We start from the raw sequence: 23,923 nt of genomic DNA on the forward strand, positions 1-23,923 counted from the left end.
CGCGACGAGATCATGTTTCCGTCTCGTCCGTGACGATCTCCAGGTCTCCCTTCACATATCGCGCACGGTCGCCGGTGCGATACATCCGGGCACCCGATTCACCGAGCGGATCGGGCACAAACCGGGTCGCGGTACGCCTCGGAGCATTCGCCTCGCCGCGCGCCAAGGCCTCCGCCGTGAGGTACAGCTCCCCGATCTCGCCGTCAGTCACCGGCGCCAGGGTGTCGTCGAGCAATCGCACGTCGACTCCCCCGATCGGGCGTCCGACGGTGACCGGTTTGCCGGCCGTCAGACGAGCGCGCGTCCCGTATCCGGGCAGCGCGGGGGTGGCGTAGACGCCGAACAGCTTGCGGCCGCGAGCCGACCACTCTTCGACGAGTTCGTCCGAATATCTCGATCCGCTGAACATCAGGGTCCGGACGTATTCGGCGCTGTCCGGGTCGACGCCGTCGAGGTCCGCCGGGGACACCAGCAGATCGGTCACCTCTTCGGTCTCGAGAACCTCGCCGAGGTCGTCGCCCGATTCGCTGCCGTCCGGCACGATCACCAGGGTGTGACCCATGATGATCGCCCAGGCCGTCTCGACGAACGCCCGGCCGGAATCCGGGCGCGCGAGGTGCAGGATCCGGGTGTCCGGGTCGTCTTCCAGCGAGCCGGTCACCTTCCCGAAGGCTTCGACGAGGTCGACCATCCCGGCCTGCGTCACCGCCACCGGCCCGATCTCCGCCACCCCGGCCAGGTAGCCGAGATTCGCTAGACGTACCGGTCCGTTACGTTCGGCGTCACTGATCGGATCATCGGACGCGGCTTCGCAGGCCAGCTCATCGAGGTCGAGCCAGACACCATCACTGAGACCTTCCGCATCCACGTCGACGGACCGGGTGACGGCGAGTCGTACCGTCCTATCGCCGACGAGCTCGGCGAGGTGGTCTCGGCGGTCCGGATCGACTGCGACGTACGCGGCGCCCGCCTTGACGACGCCCCACATCGCCACGACCGATTCGATCGACCGGCGTATCCCGATGGCGACCACGTCGTCGGCTGCGACACCGCGGGCGAGCAGTGCCCGCGCGACCCGGTTGGTCCGGACCTCGAACTCGTCGTAGTCGATTTCTTCGCCATCGCTGATCAGCGCTGGGTGGTACCCGTCGAGTTCTCGCCGGGCGAGGAGCTCGACGAGGGTGCCCTCCTCGACGTCGCCTCCGGCACCGGCCTGCGGTTCAGGCTGCTCCTGCCCCGCGGGGATTCCGCGGCGGCCGACGATGTCGATGTCACCGATGGCGATGCGCTGATCTTCCACGATCGCGGTGAGGATCCGGCGGTAGGTCTCGGCGAAGCCCTCAACGGTGCGCTTGTCGTACAGCGCCGTCGAGTAGAGGAAACCGACCGACATCGGAGTGTGCGGGGTGCGTCCCTCGGCGATCACCATCAGATCGAACTTCGCCACATATCCGCCCACGTCGACGGGCTCGGCCTGAATGTCGCCCACCGAGACGGGGCCGTCGACCTTCTGCTGTTCGGTGTAGGTGAAGGCGATCTGCGCGAGCGGCGAGTACGCCGTCGATCGCGGCGGCGCCAGCATCTCGACCAGTTCGTCGAACTGCACATCGGCGTTGGCGAATGCGTCGAGGACGTCCTTACGCACCTCTCTCAGCAGGTAGTCGACGCTGCGGCCGGGGGCAGCGTCGGCGCGGAGTACCAGCGTGTTGACGAACATGCCGACCAGATCGTCGATCGCAGCGCTGGTGCGCCCGGCCGTCGGTGCGGCGACCACGGCGTCGGAAGTGGCCCCGAGCCGCGCGATCATCACGACCAGCGCCGCGTAGGTGACCATGAACGGCGTGACCCGGTACACCCGGCATAGCTCGTCGACCTGTGCCGCGAGGTCATCGTCGAGGGTCAGGCGGACCAGATCGCCGCGGCTGTCGAATACGCCGGGCCGCGGCCGGTCCATCGGCAGGTCGGTGACCTCGGGCAGGGCACGCAGCTGCTCTCGCCAGTACGCGTTCTCCCGGCTCAGGGGCGAGTCCGGATCGGTGACGTCGCCGAGCACGTCGTGCTCCCAGAGCGCGAAGTCGGCGTACTGCACGGCCAGCTCCGCTTGTGCCGGCACCGCCGGATCGACCCGCCGCGCGTAGGCGGCGAGCACGTCCTTGAGCAGGACGGGCGTGGATTCGCCGTCGAAGGCGATGTGGTGTGCCACGATCGCCAACTCGACGTCTCCGTCGTCGCCGCGCCGGATCCGCCCGCGGATCGGGAGCTCGATCGACACATCGAATCCAGCGGACGCCGCGGTGGCCAGCTCTTCCAGGGAAGTCGCCTCGGCCCAGTCGAAGCGCTCGCGCGCCTGCGCCGGCGACAGGATCTGCTGCCGCGGTGTGGCGCCCGTCGCCGGATAGATCGTCCGGAGCACCTCGTGACGTTCCAGCACATCGTGGATCGCCTCGACGAGCGCTTCGACGTCGATGGTTCCGGTGAGACGGACGGCCATCGGGATGTTGTACATCGACGAGGTCGGATCAACCTGGTTGAGGTACCACATGCGCAGCTGCGCGCGAGAGAGCGGAATCGTGTCCGGTCGCGGATCTGCCGCGGTGACGGCGGGTAGCGGCGCGGTTCGCCCGGCGACCTCGACGACCAGCTCGCGCACGGACGGGGCGTCGAACACATCGCGCACCGCCACCTGGACACCCAGCGCCTCCGATACCCTGGCCACCAGGCGCATCGCGGCCAGCGAGTTGCCGCCCGCCGCAAAGAAGCTCTCGGTGACCGAGACCTGATCGACGCCGAGCAGGTCGGCGTAGACCTCTGCCACGGCACGCTCGGGATCGGTTTCCGGGGCCACGTATTCAGCGGTTTCAAGAACCGGGTCGGGCAGCGAGCGACGATCCACCTTGCCCGCGGTGTTGAGCGGCATCTGTTCGAGGGTCACCCAGGCGGTGGGCACCATGTATTCGGGCAAGTGCCGGCCGAGTTCGGCGGCCACGGCGTCGGTGTCGACGAAGGCGGGAGCCACGTAGCCGACCAACTGGTCGCCGGCCGGGCCCTCGACCACACGGGCGGCCGCATGCAGCACGCCCGGAGCAGCAGCGATGGCCGCCTCGACCTCGCCGAGTTCCAGGCGCTGACCGCGCAGCTTCACCTGGAAGTCGGTACGGCCGAGGTATTCGAGTTCGCCGGACGGACGACGCTTCACCAGGTCGCCGGTGCGGTACAGACGCGCACCCGCGCCGCCGAACGGATCGGCGACGAACCGCTCGGCGGTCAGGTCCGGGCGGGCTGCATAGCCACGCGCAGACTGCACACCGCCCAGGTACAGCTCACCCGGCACTCCATCGGCGACCGGATGGAGACGCGAATCCAGAATGAAGGCGGTGGTGTTGGCCATCGGCGTACCGATGGAAACCACGGCACCGACCTCATCGAGAACCGCCGACATGGTGTAGACCGCGGCCTCGGTGGGACCGAACAGGTTCACCAGCTTGGCCTGCGGAACCCGGTGACGGAGGTTCTTGGCCACCGCCGGCGGCAGCGCTTCACCACCGGAGAACATGACCTTCAGGTTCGGCAACAACGGCTCGGCGCCGACGATGTCAAGGAACACGGCCAGCAGCGACGGCACGAACTGCACGACGGTCACGTCGGACTGGTTCATCACCTCGGCCAGGTAGAGCGGATCGCGTTCGCCCCCGGCATCGGCGAGCACCATCGTCTGGCCGGCGACCAGCGGCCAGAACAGTTCCAGCACCGAAGCGTCGAAGGTGTGCGGGGTCTTGAACAGCAGACGATGCTCCCCTGCCGGAACGGTCTGATCGAACCACGAGACGAAGTTGCGGACCGCACCGTGCGAGATGGTGACACCCTTGGGCAGACCCGTCGAACCCGAGGTGAACAGCGTGTAGGCGGCATCAGTCGCCCGCAGCGGAGCACGGCGCTCGGCCGGATCCAGCGGCTTGGCCTCCGCCGGCAACTCGGTGGAGCAATCGACCTCCAGCACCGGCACGTTCAGACCCGCCACGAAGTCGGGAACCTCGGCATCGGCAGCAATGAGCACCACTTGAACACCAGCGGTCGAGGCCACGTATTCGGCACGCTCGACCGGCGAATCGGTCGCGATCGGCACATACTGTCCACCCGCAGCCATCACCGCATGGACCGCCGTCACCAATTCGGCGCTGCGATCCATCACCAACGCGACGGCGGTCTCCGGGCCCACGCCGGCCGCGATCAGCGTCCGCGCCAGCTCGCCGACGCGAGCACCGAACTCGCGGTAGGTGATCTCACGATCGCAAGCGACCAGAGCCGGTGTGTCCCGGCGGGCCACCATCTGAGCGGCCACCGCATCGGCGATCGTCTCGTCCAGGATCGGTTCCACCGGACCGGCCGACGCGGCCCGCACGCGATCGCGCTCCAGCGCATCGACGACGGTCACGTCACCGACCACGACGGCCGGATCGGCGATCATCGCCTCGAGCAGGCGCACGAACCGGGCGCCGAGCTGCTCGATGGTCGAGCGATCGAAGATCGCGGTGGCGAACGTCAGCAGGCCCGCCCAGTCGCCGGACTCCCCACCCACGATCGTCAGGTTCAGGTCCATCTGCGCCGGGGTTTCCATGCCACCGAGCGGCTCGACGCGCACACCACCCACCGCGACGCCCTCACCATCGGCTTGAGCGAGCGGATCGACCGACAAGATCACCTGCACCAACGGCGAGAACGCCTCACTGCGCACCGGATCAATCGCATCCACGATCGACTCGAACGGCACCTCGGCATGCGCGAACGCATCCAGATCGCCAGCCCGCGTGCGCGCGATCAGTGCCTCGAACGTCTCAGCCGGGTCGATCTCAGTGCGCAGGACCAGCGTGTTCACGAACATGCCTACCAGCGCATCGAGGCCACGTGGACCGCGACCATCGATCGGTGTACCCAACACGATGTCGCCGGTGCCGGACACCCGCGCGAGCAGCGCTGCGAACACCGCGTGCAACACCATGAATCGGGTGGCACCCGACGCCGTGGCGAACTCATCGATCCGTGCACCCAGGTCCGACGGGATCACGAACTGCACCTGATCACCGCGCGACGAGAACACGGCCGGTCGTGGCCGGTCGGTCGGCAGGGCGATCACATCGGGCGCACCGGCCAGCGTGTCCTCCCAGAACGCCAGCTGGCGCCCCATGATCGACGAAGCGTCGTCCGGCGAACCGAGCACCGCATGCTGCCACAGCGAGTAATCGGCGTACTGCACCGGCAGCGGCATGTACTCCGGCACCCGGCCGTCGGCCCGGGCCGCGTACGCGGCGACGAGGTCCATCACCATCGGTCCGTGCGACTGCCCGTCGAAGCTGACGTGGTGAACGGCCATGGTGACGGCCACCGAATCGTCGGACTCGACCAACACGCGCACGCGCAGCGGCAGTTCGGTGGTCAGGTCGAAACCGCGATTGAGCGCGGCGACGATCTCGCCCATCGAATCGGCGATTCGCCAATCCAGCCGGGCATCGGCCTCGTCGGCGTCGAGGATCAGTTGGCACGGCACGCCGCCGCGATCGGGGAACACCGTCCGCAAGACTTCGTGTCGGGCGACCACATCGGAGACGGCCTGGCGCAGTGCGGCCAAGTCCACGGCGCCGTGCAACCGGAACGCATTGGGAATGCTGTAGGTCGGCGCTGCCGGGTCGAGGCGGTTGATGAACCACATGCGCTGCTGCGCGAACGAGAGCGGAATGTTCTCCGGCCGCGGCACCACCGCGGTGACGGGTGGCAGTGCCGGTGCCCTGCCAGCGGCCGCGCTCACCAATTCGCGCACGGTCGGCGCGTCGAAGACGTCGCGCACGGACAGATCGGCGGCGAGCGCTTCACCGACGCGAGCAACCACGCGCATCGCAGCCAGGGAGTTGCCGCCCAGGTTGAAGAACGACTCGGTGACGCTGACCTGCTCGACGCCGAGGAGCTGCGCGAACACCTCCGCGACGCGTTCCTCGTCCTCGTTGGCCGGCGGCACGTACTCGGTCTGCAGCGAACCGAAGTCGGGCTCGGGCAGCGCCAGACGATCCAGTTTGCCTGCCGAGTTCAGCGTCACCTCGTCCAGCGGCGTCCACACCGACGGCCGCATGTACTCCGGCAGCGATACGGCGATGTGCGCCTTCACCTCGTCGAGGTCCACCGAGGCCGGTGCGACGTAGCCGACCAGGAACTCGCCACCGGCCGGTGCCGTGGCCACAGCGGCGGCGGCATGAATCACGCCCGGGGCACCCGCGATCACCGCTTCGATCTCGCCGAGTTCGATGCGCTGACCACGCAGCTTCACCTGGAAGTCGGTGCGACCCAGGTACTCGATCTCTCCGCCCGGCAGGCGCTTCACCAGATCACCGGTGCGGTACAGGCGGGCACCCGGCGACGCAGAGCACGGGTCGGCGATGAAGCGTTCCGCGGTCAGTGCCGATGCCGCGGCATAGCCGCGCGCGATCTGCACACCACCGAGGTACAGCTCACCGGGCACACCGTCGGGAATCGGCTGCAATCGGTCGTCGAGCACCAGAGCCGTGGTGTTGGCGACCGGGCCACCGATCGTCACCGTCGCATCGCCCGCCTTGATCTCCGCGGCGGTGACGTCGACTGCGGCTTCGGTCGGGCCATACAGGTTGTGCAGTCCGGTCGTCGGCAGGGTGGCCAGCAGGTCTTGTGCGACGGCTGGCGGCAACGCCTCGCCCGAAGTGAACACCAGGCGCAGCGATGAAAGGTCGCTGACGCGTCGGCCGGCCACATCGAGGAACACCGAGAGCATCGACGGTACGAAATGCACCACCGACACCGACTCGGCTTTGAGTACCTCGGCCAGATAATTCGGATCCCGATGCCCATCGGGGCGCGCGATCACCAGGGGCGCACCCACGAGGAACGGCAAGTAGAGTTCCCACACCGACACATCGAACGTATACGGCGTCTTCTGCAAGAATCGGTCGGCGTCACCGATGCGGTAGTCATCGCGCATCCACACCAGGCGGTTCAGCACCGCCTCATGCGACACCGTCACACCCTTCGGCACACCCGTCGACCCCGACGTGAACAGGGTGTACAGCGCGCTCTCACCGCGCAACGGCGCAACCCGGTCCGCATCCGTCACCGGAGCAACCGACAGATCAACCTCGCCCGACGCATCGACCTCGAGCACCGGAACACCGGACAGATCGGCAACCGGCTCCGGCACAGCACCAGCGGCCACCAGGACCATCCGTGCGCCGGCGGTCTCCAGCATCACCCGCGCACGCTCGGCGGGTGCCTCAACATCGATCGGCACGTACTGGCCACCGGCCGCGGTGATCGCGTGAACGGCGACCAGTAGTTCCACGCTGCGATCGATGCACACACCCACGGCCACATCCGGGCCGACACCCGCGGCGATCAGTTCGCGCGCCAACGTCGCGACCCGAGCACCGAACTCGGCGTACGAGACTTCGCGCCCCTCGAATACCAAAGCCGGTGCCGCGGCGTTATGCGCCGCTCGTTCGGCCACCACCGATGCGATCGAGATCGCGGGACTCTCCACGTCCGGCCCGGAGGAGACTGCCAGCACCTCACCCCGAGCGCGTTGATCCAACAGCTCCGCGTCACCGACAACCGAGGCCGGGTCGGCGGTGAGCGCATCCAGGAAGGCCACAAATCGTTCAGCGAACCATCGAGCGGTCGACTCATCGAACAGATCGGTGGCGTACACCACCAGGCCCGACCAGGCGCCCTCGTCACCCGGAAGGACGCGGAAGGTCAAATCGACCTGGGCCGGCACGAACGGATCGGCAACACCGGAGACCTGGAGGTCCCCGATACCGACACCGGCGTCCACGCCGCGGATCGAGGCGCCCGGATCGAACGAGAGCATCACCTGAGCGAGCGGCGCGAAGGCCTCGCTGCGCACCGGATCGAGAGCGTCGACGACGGCCTCGAACGGCACGTCGGAATGGGCGAACGCGTCCAGGTCCACGCTCCGGACCTGGCGCAGCAACTCGGTGAACGACGTGCCCGAGTCGACCTGCGTCCGCAGCACGAGCGTGTTCACGAACATGCCGATGAGCGCATCCAGTTCAGCCTGGCCGCGACCGGCGACCGGGGTGGCAACCGCGATGTCTTGGGTGGCCGACAACCGCGCCAGCAGCACCGCCAGGGCGGCGTGGGTCACCATGAAGGGAGTCACATCGTGCTCAGCGGAGATCGAGGCCACCCGGTCGGCCACCTCGGCGGGAATCTCGAAGCGCAGCTCGGCACCGCGGTAGGACGCCACCGCCGGACGCTTACGGTCGGCCGGCAATTCCAGCACATCGGGCAGCTGGGCCAGCCGCGCACGCCAATGCTCCAGCTGGCGTCCCAGGACTGAACCTGCGTCGTCCGGTGCACCAAGCACCTCACGCTGCCAGATCGCGAAGTCGGCGAACTGCACCGGCAACGGCACAAACGGCGGCACCTGGCCGGCCGCCCGCGCCACATACGCGGTCAGCACGTCGGTGACCAGCGGGCCCATCGACTCACCATCGGCGGCGATATGGTGCGCGACCACCGCGAAAAGGAACTCGCTCTCACCAGCAGGGTAGATCACCGCGCGGATCGGCCACTGCGAGGTGACATCGAAACCGGCAGTGACCGCAGCCATCAATTCGGCCTCGGAATCCACCTGCGACCACGGCAACTCCTGCGCCACTGCCGACTCCGGTGCGATCACCTGAACCGGCACACCGCCCACATCCGGGAACACCGTACGAAGAACCTCATGCCGGACCACCACGTCAGCGAAGGCTGCCCGCAGCGCCGCGACAGTCAGTGCCCCGTCGATGCGCAGGACCGCCAGAATGTTGTAGGTCGGCAACGACGAATCAAACCGGTTGATGAACCACATGCGCTGCTGCGAGAACGACAGCGGAATCTGCGCCGGACGCGGATCGGCCTTGGTGACCGGAGGCAATGCGGGAGCACGGCCGGCGACCGCCGCAGTCAGTTCGCGCACAGAAGGTGCGTCGAAGACGTCACGCACCGACACCTGCACTCCCAGGGCCTCACTCACCCGCGCGACCAAACGCATGGCGGCGAGCGAATTACCACCGACGTCGAAGAACGATTCGGTGACCGACACCTGGTCCACGCCGAGTAGGTCGGCGTAGACGGCGGCTACGGTTTCCTCCTCCGGAGTCTCCGGCGCCACGTATTCGGCAGCAGCGAACTCGGGATCAGGCAACGAACGACGATCCACCTTGCCGGCCGTGTTCAGCGGCATCTGCTCCAGAGCCACCCACACCGTCGGCACCATGTACTCAGGCAGGTGCTTGGCCAGCTCTGCAGCCGCAGCATCGGTATCCACCGTGGCGGAAGCGAGGTAACCAACCAACTGGTCACCAGCCTGACCCTCGACCACACGAGCGGCCGCATGGACCACACCGTCGACAGCGGCGATCGCCGCTTCGACCTCACCCAGTTCGAGACGCTGGCCGCGCAGCTTCACCTGGAAGTCGGTACGACCCAGATATTCGAGCTCACCGGACGCACTGTTGCGCTTCACCAGGTCACCAGTGCGGTACAGACGCGAACCCGCCTCGCCGAACGGGTCGGCGATAAAGCGTTCAGCGGTCAGGTCCGGACGCGAGGCGTAACCGCGCGCAGACTGCACACCACCGAGGTACAGCTCACCGGCCACCCCATCGGGCACCGGGTGCAGTCGCGAATCCAAAATGAACGCAGTCGTGTTGGCCATCGGCACACCGATCGGCACCACGTCGAGGGCGGCGGTTTCGACACGGGCTCCTTCGTCGCCCTGCTCAACCAGCGAGGACTCATCCGACGCGAACAATGTCGCCGACATCGTGTAGACGGCGGCCTCGGTCGGACCGAACAGATTCACTACCTTCGCCTGCGGCACACGACGACGGAAGCTCTTGGCGACAGCCGGCGGCAGGGCCTCGCCGCCGGAGAACAACACCTGCAGCTTCGGCAACAGCGGATCGTCGCCGACGACATCCAAAAACGCCGCCAACAGTGACGGCACAAACTGCACCACGGTCACATCAGCAGCATTCATCACGTCCGCGAGGTACTGCGGATCGCGCTCACCACCGGCATCAGCGATCACCATCGTCTGACCCGCCACCAACGGCCAGAACAACTCCAACACCGACGCATCGAAGGTGTGCGGAGTCTTGAACAACAAACGCTGCTCCCCCACCGGAACCGTCTGATCGAACCACGACACGAAGTTGCGCACCGCACCGTGCGAAATCGTCACACCCTTCGGCAGACCCGTCGAACCCGACGTGAACAGGGTGTACGCGGCATCGGAAGTCCGCAACGGCGCCAGCCGCTCGGACGGATCCAACGGCTTCACATCGGCAGCCAGTTCGGTCGAACAATCAACCTCGATGACCGGAACGTTCAAGCCGGCCACGAACTCGGGCACCTCTCCGCCCTTGGCAACCAACACCAACTGCACGCCGGCAGTCGAAGCCACATATTCGGCACGCTCGACCGGCGAATCCATCGCGATCGGCACATACTGACCACCCGCAGCCATCACCGCATGCACCGACGTCACCAACTCGACACTGCGATCCATCACCACACCGACAGCAGTCTCCGGGCCCACACCGGCCGCGATCAACGTCCGCGCCAACTCGCCGATCCGCGCACCGAACTCGGCGTACGAAAACTCACGCTCCGCCGCCACCACAGCGATCGCATCCGGGCGGGCCGCCACCTGCGCGGCCACCGCATCAGCGATCGTCTCATCCAAGATCGGCTCGACCGGACCGGCCGACTCGGCAAGCACCGCCACCGACTCGACTTCCTCGATCACCATCACATCGCCCACCGGCAGGGTCGGCGAGGCCAGCACCGCATCGAGCAGGCGCACGAATCGAGCACCGAGCTTCTCGACGGACGAACGATCGAAGATCGCCGTCGCGAAGGTCAGCAGGCCCGTCCAGTCGACGGCGTCGCCGCTGACGATCGTCAGGTTCAGATCCATCTGCGCAGGGGTACCAACGCCGTCGAATGGTTCCACCGCTACGTCGCCGACCTCGACACTCTGGTCGGATGCCTGTGCCAGCGGGTCGACCGACAGGATCACCTGGACCAGCGGTGAGAACGCCTCGCTGCGCACCGGATCAATCGCATCCACGATCGACTCGAACGGCACATCAGCATGACCGAAGGCATCCAGGTCTCCCGCACGAGTGCGTGCCATCAGCTGATCAAACGACTCCGCCGGATCGATCTGGGTCCGCAGCACCAGCGTGTTGACGAACATGCCCACCAGGGCGTTCAACCCACGCGCGCCCCGACCATCGATCGGCGTGCCCAACACGATGTCGGTCGAGCCCGACATCCGAGCCAGCAACGCCGAGAACGCGGCATGCAACACCATGAACCGCGATGCTCCCGACCGGGAGGCGTACTGATCGATCCGGGCGCCAAGGTCGGCGGGGATTGCGAACTGCACCTGGTCGCCTCGCGAGGAGAACACCGCCGGACGCGGGCGGTCGGTCGGCAACTCGATCACATCCGGCGCACCAGCGAGCGACTGTTCCCAGTACGCCAGCTGCTTACCCAGAATCGACTCGGCATCGTCGGGTGAACCGAGCACCTCGTGCTGCCACACCGCGTAGTCGGCGTATTGCACCGGCAACGCCGCGAACTCGGGGGCCTGGCCACCGATGCGAGCGGCATAGGCCGTCAGCAGGTCCGTCACCATCGGACCGAAAGACTGACCGTCGAAGGCGATGTGATGGACCACCACGGCGAGTGCGACCGAATCGTCGCCCTCTTCCAGCAGCCGCACCCGCATCGGGAGTTCGGTGGTCACGTCGAACCCGCGACCAAGGTCGGTGAAGACATCCTCGATCGTGTCGACCACTCGCCAGTCCAGGCGCGAGTCAAGGTTATCGACGGCGATCACGTTCTGGAACGGGACACCGTCGACGTCCGGGAACACCGTCCGCAGTACCTCGTGTCGGGTCGCTACGTCGAGCATGGCCTGGCGCAACGCACCTTGATCAACATCACCGCGCAGCCGTAAGGCAGCCGGAATGTTGTAGGTCGGCGCCGACGGATCCAGACGATTGATGAACCACATGCGCTGCTGGGCGAACGACAACGGAACCAGCTCCGGCCGAGGCACCACAGCGGTCACCGGCGGCAGAGCCGGCGCACGGCCGGCCGATGCGGCCGCGAGTTCACGCACAGACGGGTGATCGAACAGATCCCGGATCGACAGATCCACACCGAGCACCTCACCGGCCCGCGCGACCACCCGCATCGCGCTCAGCGAGTTACCACCGGCATCGAAGAACGACTCGGTCACCCCGACCCGCTCCACACCCAGCACATCGGCGAACACCGCAGCCAAAGCCTCTTCGGCCGCACCCACCGGCGCCACGTACTCGGCCGCAGTCGCAGACAGATCCGGTTCGGGCAGCGCCCGACGATCCAACTTGCCCGCCGAGTTCAGCGTCACCTCATCGAGCAGCATCCACACACTCGGGCGCATGTACTCCGGCAACGCAGCCGCCACCTGCACCTTCACCGCATCCAGATCCACCGACGCCGGCGACACATACCCGACCAAGAACTCCCCACCAGCAGGCGCCGTGGCCACGGCGGCCGCGGCATGCACCACACCCGGCGCACCCGCGATCACCGACTCGATCTCACCCAACTCGATCCGCTGACCACGCAACTTCACCTGGAAATCGGTACGACCCAAATACTCGATGTCCCCGCCCGGCAGACGCTTCACCAAATCACCAGTGCGGTACAAGCGCGAACCCTGCTCACCGAACGGGTCCGCGATAAAACGCTCGGCAGTCAAAGCTGACGCCGCAGCATAGCCGCGCGCGACCTGCACACCACCCAAATACAGCTCGCCCGGGACACCGACCGGAACCGGCTGCAGACGATCATCCAAAACCACAGCAGTGGTGTTAGCGACCGCACGGCCGATGGTGACCAGCTCATCACCCGGCAACACCCGCACAGCAGTCACATCCACCGCAGCCTCGGTCGGCCCATACAGGTTATGCAATTCCGCGGACGGCAATGCCCTGAGCAGTTCCTGCGCGATCGCCGGCGCCAGCGCCTCACCCGAAGTGAACACCTCGGTCAACGACGTCAACGCAGCAACACCGTCACCGACCACGTCAAGGAACACCGACAACATCGACGGCACAAAATGCACCACCGACACCCGCTCGCCAGCGATCACCGACGCCAAATAATCCGGATCCCGATGCCCATCGGGGCGCGCGATCACCAGGGGCGCACCCACGAGGAACGGCAAGTAGAGCTCCCACACCGACACATCGAACGTATACGGCGTCTTCTGCAAGAACCGCGCATCCGCACCCAGGGTGTAGTCATCTCGCATCCACACCAAACGGTTCAGCACCGCCCCATGCGACACCGTCACACCCTTAGGCACACCCGTCGACCCCGACGTGAACAACGTGTACAACGCCGACTCCGCACGCACCGGCGCCAACCGATCACCATCAGTGACCGGCCCAACCGTCAAATCCACCGCACCGCAAGCATCCACCACCAGCCGACGCACACCAACCAGACCAGCAACCGCCCCCGGCGACGTACCAGCAGCCACCAGGACCAGACCCGCGCCCGCAGTCGCCAACATCACCCGCGCACGCTCAGCCGGCGCCTCAACATCGATCGGCACGTACTGGCCACCGGCCGCGGTGATCGCGTGAACGGCGACCAGCAGTTCCACGCTGCGATCCATACACACACCGACCGCCACATCCGGGCCCACACCGGCAGCGATCAACTCCCGCGCCAACGTCGCCACCCGCGCACCGAACTCGCCGTACGACACCTCACGGCCCTCGAACATCAGAGCCGTAGCTTCTGGAGACGAAACCGCCTGCGCCGCAACAGCATCCGCGAGGGCGGCGCCTCCCGCTCCCCCAGCGTCGACCCCCGCTCCCCGAGCCTGTCGAGGGGTCACCGGACCCAACGACGCGGCCAGAACCCGATCGCGGTCAGCAGAGTCGAGCAACGGCAGGTCGGCCACGAACTGTTCCGGCGCCGCAGCACCGGCCCGGAGAATCTCGGTGATCGCATTGGCGAACACCTGAACCTGCGCTTCGTCGAATGCACCCGGCAGGAACTTCAAGTGTCCGCTGACCTGTCCGCCCTGCTCCTCGGTGATGAAGCTAACCGGGTAGTGCGTGGCGTCGCGCGTGGAGATGCCTCGCAGTTCGAGCCCGTCCGACCGGACCGTCGAGATGGATTCGGTGTCGATCGGGTACGACTCGTGTACGAACAGTGTGTCGAAATCCAGCGCGTGCGGCTCGATGCTCGCGAGCGTCGAAAGCCCGACATGCTGGTGATCGAGCACCCGCACCTTGTCGCTCTGCAGTGCTGCGAGCAATTCGCGGAAAGTCAGCGACGGATCGACGTCGGCGACTACCGGCAGCGTGTTGATGAACAGGCCCACCATGGTGTCGGCACCATCGAGGCCGGCCGGTCGGCCCGACACCGTTTCGCCGAAGGTGACGACCCGGTTCCCGGTGACCCGGGACAGCAGGACCGCCCACGCCGCCTGCAGCACGGTCGACAGGGTCGCGCCGGATTCTCTTGTCAGCCGCAAGATGTTCTCGGAGAGTTCCCCGGACAGAGCCAAAGGCACGTCTTGCGGCGGCTGATCGATCCCGGTCATTCCCGCCGCGGCGATCCGGGTCGGACCCTCGACCGGCGCCAGCAGTTCTTGCCACGCCGCGAGTCCGGCGGCGGCGTCGGCGCCCGCGACGGCGCGAACGTGATCGGCGAAGCTGAGCTCGTGCGTCGGCGTGAAGGTGGAGCCGGTTGCGTACGCGGCGAGCAGATCCGCCAGCACCAGCGGACCGGACCAGCCGTCGAACAGCAGGTGGTGCGAAGTCACCACCAGGTCGGCACCGGCATTGTGGCGCACCAGCACCGCACGCATCAGCGGCGGCGACGACAGGTCGAAGCGCTGGGCGCGCTCGGCGTCGGCGATGTCGTCCAGGCGCATGTCCGTCGCGGCCTCGTCGAGGTCGGCGAGATCGATCACCTGCAGCGACACCGACAGTTCGGCGGGCACCACGGCCACCACGCCGGCGTCGATCTGAACGTAACCGGAGCGCAGCACATCGTGATGTGCCAGCAGCGCGTCCATCGCCGACTGCAGACGCTCCAGGTCGACCTGGCCACCGAACTGCACGCGAGCCTGAACGTGGTAGGCGTCCATCTCGTCGTCGCCGACCAGACCGGACTGGAAGAACAACCCCAACTGCAGCGGGGTCAGTGGCCAGATGTCGGCGGCCGGGAACTCGACAGCGAGCCGATCCAGCTCGCCCTGCCTGACTCCGGAGCCAGGAACGTCTGACGGAGACAACCCGACTCCGGTTTCGGCCGCGACCACCGCGTCGGCGAGTTCACTGGTCCAGCGCTCGGCAAGATCCTGCACATCCGCTTGAGTCAGCAGGCCTTCGGGGAACCGGAATCGGGCCGACAGGCCACGTCCGGTCGACTCGACGACACCGATCGCATCGATGACCAGGCCGGCGGGCATGACCATCCGGCCGGAGACACTGGATGGAAGGGCCGGTGCATCCGATGTGCCGGCGAACGGCATCTCGGCGGTCACCTCGTTCGAATCCCTCGAACCCGAATCTCCCGAACCGCTCGAGCCGAGGTAGTTGAACAGGATCGAAGGCAACGGACGCGCGCCGAGTTCGCCGGTCGCGCGGTGACCGTCACCGCTGTACCGCAGCGCACCGAATCCGGCGCCGCCATCGGGCACGCCGAGGCGCTCTTCCTTGGCCGCCTTGATCGCATGCACCACATCGGAGGCCGGATCCAGGTTCAAAGGCATGATCGTGGTGAACCAGCCGACCGTCCGCGCCAGGTCCGCGCGCCGCGGATCGGCACCACGTCCCAGCAGGTGTTCGTCGCGTCCGTGGCGCTCCACGAGTACCGAGACGGCCGCGTTGTCGGTGATTCCCCGGGCCGCCTGCCAGGACCGCAAGGCACGGGCGAAGGTGCCCAGCAGCACGTCATCGACGCTGCCGCCGAACTCCTCGGGCAGCCGCGTCAAAGCCGCATCCGCGACGTCGCTGCCGATGAAGTGCTGCACGACGGCCGCCGTGCTGTCCCGATCCCGGTTCCGGTCGAGCGCCGCGCCCAGGTCGGTCGGCTGCTCCGGCAGCCGATCAAGCCAGTAGCCGGCCTGCGCCTGGAAGACGGGAGCGAGGCTCTCGACTGCGGCGGCCCACGCGCGCTGCGAAGTCCCTTCCGGTCGCAACGCATAGTCCATACCGGCCTGCTGTTGCGCCCACGCCGTGATCAGGTCCTCGATGAGGATCGGCCACGAGACCGCGTCCACGCCGAGATGGTGAATCGCCCAGACGATCCGCGCGCGGCCATCACGGGAAGTCACCAACGCTGCCTGCACCAACCGGCCTGCCGCCGGATCCATCCGGGTGACCAGCTCGGTGTACGCGGCCAGGAGGTCCGCACCGAACTCCGCGCTGCCACTGTCATGCGCCGACTGCCGGGCCGTGACCGCAGCGGCCGCGTCGAACTCGCCGCCAGCGGTCACCGTCCACACCTGGTCGACCTCGACCAGCCGCGCGGACAGCATCGGGTGCGCCGCCACGACCGCCGCCAGCAGCTCACCGAGGATCTGCGCGGTCATTCCGTCCGGGGCCACCAGTACCGTCGACTGTGCGAAGTCGGCGAAGTCCGAAGGCTGGTCCGAGTTCTCCAGCATGTACGAGACCACCGGGCGCAGCGCTGAGACACCGGCACCACCGCCGGATGCCTCCTCCAGCACTTGAACCCCACGCCCGGAGTCACCGACCAAGGCGGCCATCTTCCGGACGGTCCGGTTCTCGAAGATCTCCTTCGGCGACAGTTCCCACCCAGCAGCCCGGGCCGCTGAGGCCAACCGGATCGACATGATCGAATCGCCGCCCAAAGCGAAGAACGACTCGGTCACCGACACCCGGTCGATCCCGAGGAGGCCACCGACGATGGCCGCCAGCTGTTCCTCAACCGCGCCGATCGGGCCCACATACTCGTGATCCACAGCAGCGAAGTCCGGCACCGGCAATGCTCGCCGATCAACCTTCCCCGCCGAGTTCAGCGGTATCTCGTCAATCAGATGCCAAAGGCCAGGCTGCATGTGCGGCAAGAGGCGATCACGTGCGAACGCCTCGAGAGAGTCGCGCGTCAGGCCATCGCCAGCGGCATAGGCAACCAGGATCTGCCCTCCCGCGGGAGGCTCGGCCACCGCCACCGCGGCGTGAACAACGCCCGGGGCCTCAGCCAGAACCGACTCGATCTCCTCTGGCTCGATCCGCTGACCACGCAACTTGATCTGGAAGTCCACGCGGCCGACATACTGGAGCTGCCCGGCCTTATCCGACCGGACCAGATCGCCAGTGCGATACAGCCGCGACCCCGGCTCGAACGGATCAGCGACGAACCGCTCTGCGGTCATCCCCGCACGCGCCGCGTAACCCTCAGCAACCAGAACCCCGCCGAGATACAGCTCACCGACCACACCGTGCGGAACAGGATTCAACCGGTTATCAAGGACGAACGCCGACACACCCGAGACCGGAGCACCGATCTTCACCGGCCCATCAGCGAGCACCCGGGCCACCGTCGCGTAGATCGTCGTCTCGGTCGGCCCATACTGATTATCCAGACGGGCCCCCGGCCACCGCTCGACCGCTTCTCTCGCGCCACTAAGAGTCAGCGCCTCACCACCGGTCGCGATATAGCGAAGCGACGACATCCGGTCAGCGGGATCAAGCGCTTCTGCCAACGACGCCAACAACGACGGCACCCAGATCACCGAAGTCACCGATTCGCGCTCAACATAACCGGCGATCGCCCACGGATCCCGATGCTCGCCGGGCTCCATCACAACCACACGCCCACCGGAAATCACCCAGCGGAACAATTCGAGCACCGACGGATCGAACGTGTATTCCAGCATCTGCAAGAACACATCGTCCGGCCCGAAACCGTAATACGCGTTGTCGAACAACAAATGAGCCAGCACGGCTCGATGCGGCACCGTGACACCCTTGGGCAACCCCGTCGAGCCCGACGTGAAGATCGTGTACGCCGGACTCTCGACCGGAATCAGCTGACCGGCACCGACGACCTCACCGCCGACCTGACGCGGCGCGTCCACTTCGATGATTCTCCGGCCACCTTCCACCGCAGCAACGACCGCCGGTTCGCCGAGCTGACTCGAGACCGTCACGACCAGCGATACGTTAGCCGTGGACAGCATGTACTCAGCACGCGCCGCGGGTGTATCGACCGCCACCGGCAGATACTGGCCGCCAGCGGCGATCACCGCGTGCACCGCAATCAGCAATTCCACCGAACGCGGCACACACACCGCCACGGCCACACCTGGCCCGACTCCGCCGGCCCGCAACTCATTGGCCAGCGCATCAACCTCGGCACCGAACTCACGGAACGTGAGAACCCGTGTCCCAGCAACCACGGCAACCGAATCGCCATACCTGCTGACAGCAGCCGGAAGCAGATCCGCCAACGTCCGTACATTCACACCATCGAGCGACCCGACCGCGCTATCAGCGGCAACCCGATGCGAAGCCGCACGCAGCTCGGCGCGCTCACCGGCCAGCAAGATCGGAAGATCACCCACCGCCACGGACACATCAGCAACCGCCGAACCCAGAACCGTGCACAGTCGGTCGGCAAGAACGGCAACAGTGTCACGATCAAAAAGGTCCGTCGCATAGAGGACCGACCCACCCCAGCTGCGCCCCTCACCAGCAGCCGACACCGTGAACTGCAGGTCGACCTTTGCCGACTGAAGCTCAGACTTCACCGGCCGAACCGTCACACCCGAGACGGCACCCAGATCACCGGGATCCATCGCCGATGCGTGCTCATTGAACGACAACCACACCTGAGCAAGCGGCGCGAACGCCGTACTCCGAACCGGATCGAGCGCATCGACAACCGCTTCGAACGGAACATCAGAATGCTCGAACGCCGCCAGGTCGGCAACCCGAACAGCCTCGAGTAAGTCACCGAAACTCACCGACGGATCGATGTGCGTCCGCAGCATCAGCGAATTGACGAACATACCAACCAACGGATCAAGGACCGCTTGCCCGCGACCGGCAATCGGGGACCCGATAACCACATCATCAGAACCCGACAACCGCGACATCAAGACCGCCAGCGCCGCATGAACAACCATGAACGGCGTCGTCCTCGTGGCGCGAGCGACCGAATACACCCCCGCCGCAACCTCCGCCGGGACCTCGAAATCAAACAACGAGCCAGCCTGCGACGCCACTGCCGGCCGCGGATGATCCGTCGGCAACTCGAGCAACTCAGGAACGCCAGCCAACGACTCCCGCCAGAACCCCAGCTGACGCCCCAACACAGACGAGGTATCCTCCGGCGCACCTAGGACCTCGCGCTGCCAGATCGCGTAGTCGGCGAACTGCACCGGCAACGGTGCGAACACCGGCACCTCGCCACCAGCCCGTGCGGTATAGGCGGTCAGCAGATCAGTGACCAACGGCAGCATCGACTCGCCATCGGCGCCGATGTGGTGAGCTACCACGGCGAACACGAACTCATCGACGTAGACGGGATAGATGACCGCTCGGATCGGCCACTGCGCCGACACATCGAAACCCTCACCGACAGCAGCGGCCAGCTCCGATTCCGAAGCAACCTGCTGCCACGGCAACGACACCTCGACCTCGGACTCACTGGCGATCAACTGAACGGCATCACCGTCCACCTCGGGGAACGTGGTCCGCAGCACCTCGTGCCGGCGCACCACGTCAGCGAACGCCGCCCGCAGCGCAGCCACATCCAAGCTGCCGGTGATCCGGAGTACCGTCGGGATGTTGTAGGTCGGGAGCGTGGGATCGAACCTGTTGATGAACCACATCCGCTGCTGGGCAAACGACAGCGGAATGCGTTCGGGGCGCGGCACAACGGCGGTCACCGGAGCCAGAGCGGGCGCCTTGCCCGTCGAAGCTGCAGCCAACTCTCGAACGGTTGGGTAATCGAACAGGTCACGGACCGAGAATTCGACGTCGAGTGCTTCACCCGCGCGAGCAGCCACGCGCATCGCGCTCAGCGAGTTGCCGCCTGCATCAAAGAACGACTCGGTGGCACCTACCCGCTCCACGCCGAGCACGTCAGCGAAAACCGCTGCGAGTGCCTCCTCAGCGTCGCCTTCGGGTGCTGCATACTCCGCTTCCCGTAGTTGAGGCATGGGTAGTTCACGGCGCGCAACTTTGCCCGCACTGTTCAGCGGGAGCTCGTCCAGCAACACCCATTGGGTGGGGCGCATGTACTCGGGCAACCGGACGGCAAGTGCTTGCGCAACCTGGTCTGTATCGACGTCAGGCGGTGACAAGTATCCGACCAGCTGTTCGCCGGCCGGAAAGTTGACGACGGCGGCGGCCGCATTGACCACGCCGGGAGCGCTGGCGAGGACGGCTTCGACCTCGCCCAGTTCCATGCGCTGGCCACGCAGCTTCACCTGGAAGTCGGTACGACCGAGGTACTCGATCTGACCGGACCTATTCCAGCGGACGAGGTCACCGGTGCGGTAGAGACGGTTGCCTGCGCCACCGAAGGGATCCGCCACAAATCGCTCGGCGGTCAGGTCGGGGCGCGACTCGTAGCCGCGGGCCAACTGCACGCCGCCGAGATACAACTCGCCGGGCACTCCCGGCGGCACCCACTGCAGCCACCGGTCAAGGATGTAGACGGTGGTCGCCGGAACGGGAACACCGATCGGGACGGTCCGATCGCCGGTAGTCACCCGGTGGGCGGTCACGTCGACCGCTGCTTCGGTCGGGCCGTAGAGGTTCTGCAACTCCAACTGCGGAATAGCTTCGAAGGCGCGATGTGCCACCGAGGCGGTCAACGCCTCCCCGGAAGTGAACATCACCCGCAGCGAACTCAGATCACTGAACCGATCGCCGAGCGTGTCAGCGAAGGCGGCGAGCATGGAGGGGACGAAGTGGATGACGCTGATGTTCTCGCGTTCGATCAAGTTCGCCAGGTACACCGCGTCGCCGTGCCGGCCGGGCTCGGCGATCACCATCGTGGCGCCCACGGCCGCCGGGAGGAACAGTTCCCACACCGAGACGTCGAAGGTGATCGGGGTCTTCTGGACGAACACGTCGTCACTGCCGAGCGCATACCAGTCGCGCATCCACTCAAGGCGGTTCGCGATGGCCCGATGGGTGACGGTCACGCCCTTCGGCCGTCCGGTGGAACCCGAGGTGAACAGCGTATAGGCCGCGCTCTCCGGATTGATCGGGCCGATCCGATCGGCGTCGGTGATCGGCGCGGCCTTCGGGACCGGTCCGGATGCGTCGACTTCGATCATCTCGACTCGATCGCCGAGGCCAGTGATCACTTCGGGGATTTCTCCCGCGCAGACCAGCACGCGGTTGCAGCCGGCGGTCTCGACCATGTACTCAATGCGGTCGGCCGGCGCCTCGATATCGAGTGGCACGTAGGCGCCACCAGCAGTGATGATCGCGTGCAGGCCAACCATCAGCTCCACGGAGCGAGGCATCGCTACCGCCACCGAAACCTCGGGGCCCACGCCCGCGGCAATCAGTTGCCGAGCAAGGTCCGCAACGCGGCTGGTGAACTCGGCATGAGTGACCGAGCGGTCGCCGAAGATGAGTGTGATATCGCCATCGTTAGGCTTCACCGCACTCTCCTTCCTTCTACCCTGCGTCTGCGTCACTCGATCAACCCCGTCAGGGTGTCGGCGTCGCCGGTCGGCGAGCTACCTGTGGTCCAGCCTGCAATCTCCAACCGCTCGGAGCTATCGAGCAGCGGGGCCAACGCGACGGGCTTGTTCGGGGACTGCGTCAGCGCGTCGAGCACTGCGCTGAACCGCTCTGCGAGTTTAGCGATAGTGGGTTCGGCGAAGAGGTCTGTCGCATAAACGATGGACACCGTCCACGGGTCCCCTGCGCGGGCCTGAACGGTAAACGACAGGTCCATCTGCGCAGTGGTGATCGGAACCTCCAGCGGCGCCACCGTCAGACCGTCGAGTTCGACGACCTGCTTCGGTGGCCGCTGGTGATTCACCGACAGCATGACCTGGGCCAACGGCGAAAAAGCCTGCGACCGGACGGGGTTCAGTCTGTCGACGACGGATTCGAAGGGCACATCTGCGTGAGCGAAGGCCTCCAGGTCGACATCCCGGGTTGCGTCGAGGACGCCGAGGAAGCTGTCGCCGATGTCGACCTGCGAACGCAAGACGAGGGTGTTCACGAACATGCCGATGAGACCGTCGAGCTCCGCCTGTCCGCGTCCGGCGATCGGCGTCGCGATGGTGACGTCGTCGCTGGCGGAGAGTCGTGCGAGCAGTGTCGCGAGAGCGGCGTGGACCACCATGAACACACTGGCCCCGCGAACCCGAGCGACTTGTTCGACACGGGCACCGACCTCGGCCGACAATTCGAAGTCGAATCCAGCGCCCGCATAGGACGCGACCGGCGGTCGAGGATGGTCGGCCGGGAGTTCCAACACATCCGGGATTCCCGCGAGTGCATTCTCCCAGTGGGCCAGCTGCTTTCCGGCGATGGATCGTTGATTGGTCGGATCGCCGAGGACCGCGTGCTGCCAGATGGCCACGTCGGCGAACTGCACCGGGAGCGGAGTGAACGCGGGATCTTCACCCTTGGCTCGCGCAACGTATGCGGTCACCATGTCGGTGATGAGCGGCATACCGGATTCGCCGTCGCTGACGATGTGGTGCAGCACGGCCAACAGGAGCCACTCGCCCGGGGTCTCTTCCCACAGCCGGATCCGCAACGGCGGACGCCGAGTCACGTCGAAGCCGGCTGCTGCGGCCGCAAAGAGTTCTTCTTGCGAGCCGACGACGGACAAATCGAGGTCGGCAATCGCCTCGTCGGCGGACAGGATGCGCTGGGTGGGTTCCCCTTCGACGGCCGGGAATACGGTCCGCAGTACTTCATGACGACGAACGACGTCGCTAGCTGCGGCACGCATGGCACCGACGTCTAGATCCCCGGCGATACGGATGGCGATGGGGATGTTGTAGGTGGCGGTACCCGGTTCGAACTGGTTGATGAACCACATGCGTTGCTGAGCAAACGACAGCGGAATGCGTTCGGGACGCGGCACGACGGCGGTCACCGGCGGCAGGGCGGGAGCCTTACCCACCGATGCAGCAGCCAACTCCCGCACCGTCGGTGCATCGAAGAGGTCCCGGATCGAGAGCTCAACCCCGAGCGCGTCTCCAGCCCGCGCCACCACGCGCATCGCCGAGAGCGAGTTACCACCCGCATCGAAGAACGACGCCGTCACCGACACCTGATCAAGACCAAGCACATCAGCAAACACCGCAGCCAGAGCTTCCTCGGCCGCGCCCTCGGGAGCCACGTACTCCTCGAGTACGCGACCGAAGTCCGGTGCCGGCAGAGCCTTACGATCAAGCTTGCCGTTCGCCGTCAACGGCAACTGATCGACCACCATCACCAGGTCCGGAATCATGTACCGGGGCACATGCTTGCCGGCCTGCTCACGAATGGCCTGCACATCAAGTTCCACACCCGCATCAGCGACCACGTAGCCGATCAACGCATCGCCGCGCTGGCTGTCAACGATCACCGTGGCCGCGGCGCCAGTCACCCCATCGGCAGCCAACAGCGCGGCTTCGACCTCGCCGTACTCGATACGGAAACCACGCAACTGCGCCTGACCATCAGCGCGACCCAAATACTCGATATCGTCGCCCACACGACGAGCCCGGTCACCCGTGCGATACAACCGCGACCCATCCGAAGCGAACGGATTCGCCACAAACCGGGTGCCCGTCAGATCCGGGCGA

At 66.4% G+C, this 23,923-nt stretch carries 2 protein-coding genes and 1 pseudogene (1 of these 3 only partly in view); all 3 read right to left on the bottom strand.

From position 1 onward, the window contains the following. Positions 1–10: 10 nt before the first annotated feature. Positions 11–14,062, bottom strand: a complete 14,052-nt coding sequence (locus tag C6V83_RS19155; RefSeq protein ID WP_456071340.1) for an amino acid adenylation domain-containing protein — start codon at positions 14,060–14,062, stop codon at positions 11–13. Next, positions 14,036–21,805: pseudogene (locus tag C6V83_RS19160) on the bottom strand (amino acid adenylation domain-containing protein); the annotation flags it as partial. The gene C6V83_RS19155 and the pseudogene C6V83_RS19160, both read right to left, overlap by 27 nt. After that, on the bottom strand, positions 21,802–23,923 hold the end of the coding sequence (locus C6V83_RS16020; RefSeq protein ID WP_159067541.1) for a non-ribosomal peptide synthetase. Its footprint extends 18,500 nt past the window's final position; the window shows 2,122 of its 20,622 coding nt (coding positions 18,501–20,622); its start codon lies off the right edge, out of view — the gene reads right to left on this strand; its stop codon occupies positions 21,802–21,804. The pseudogene C6V83_RS19160 and the gene C6V83_RS16020, both read right to left, overlap by 4 nt.

Origin of the sequence: Gordonia iterans (assembly GCF_002993285.1) — a bacterium.
GTDB lineage: Bacteria > Actinomycetota > Actinomycetes > Mycobacteriales > Mycobacteriaceae > Gordonia > Gordonia iterans.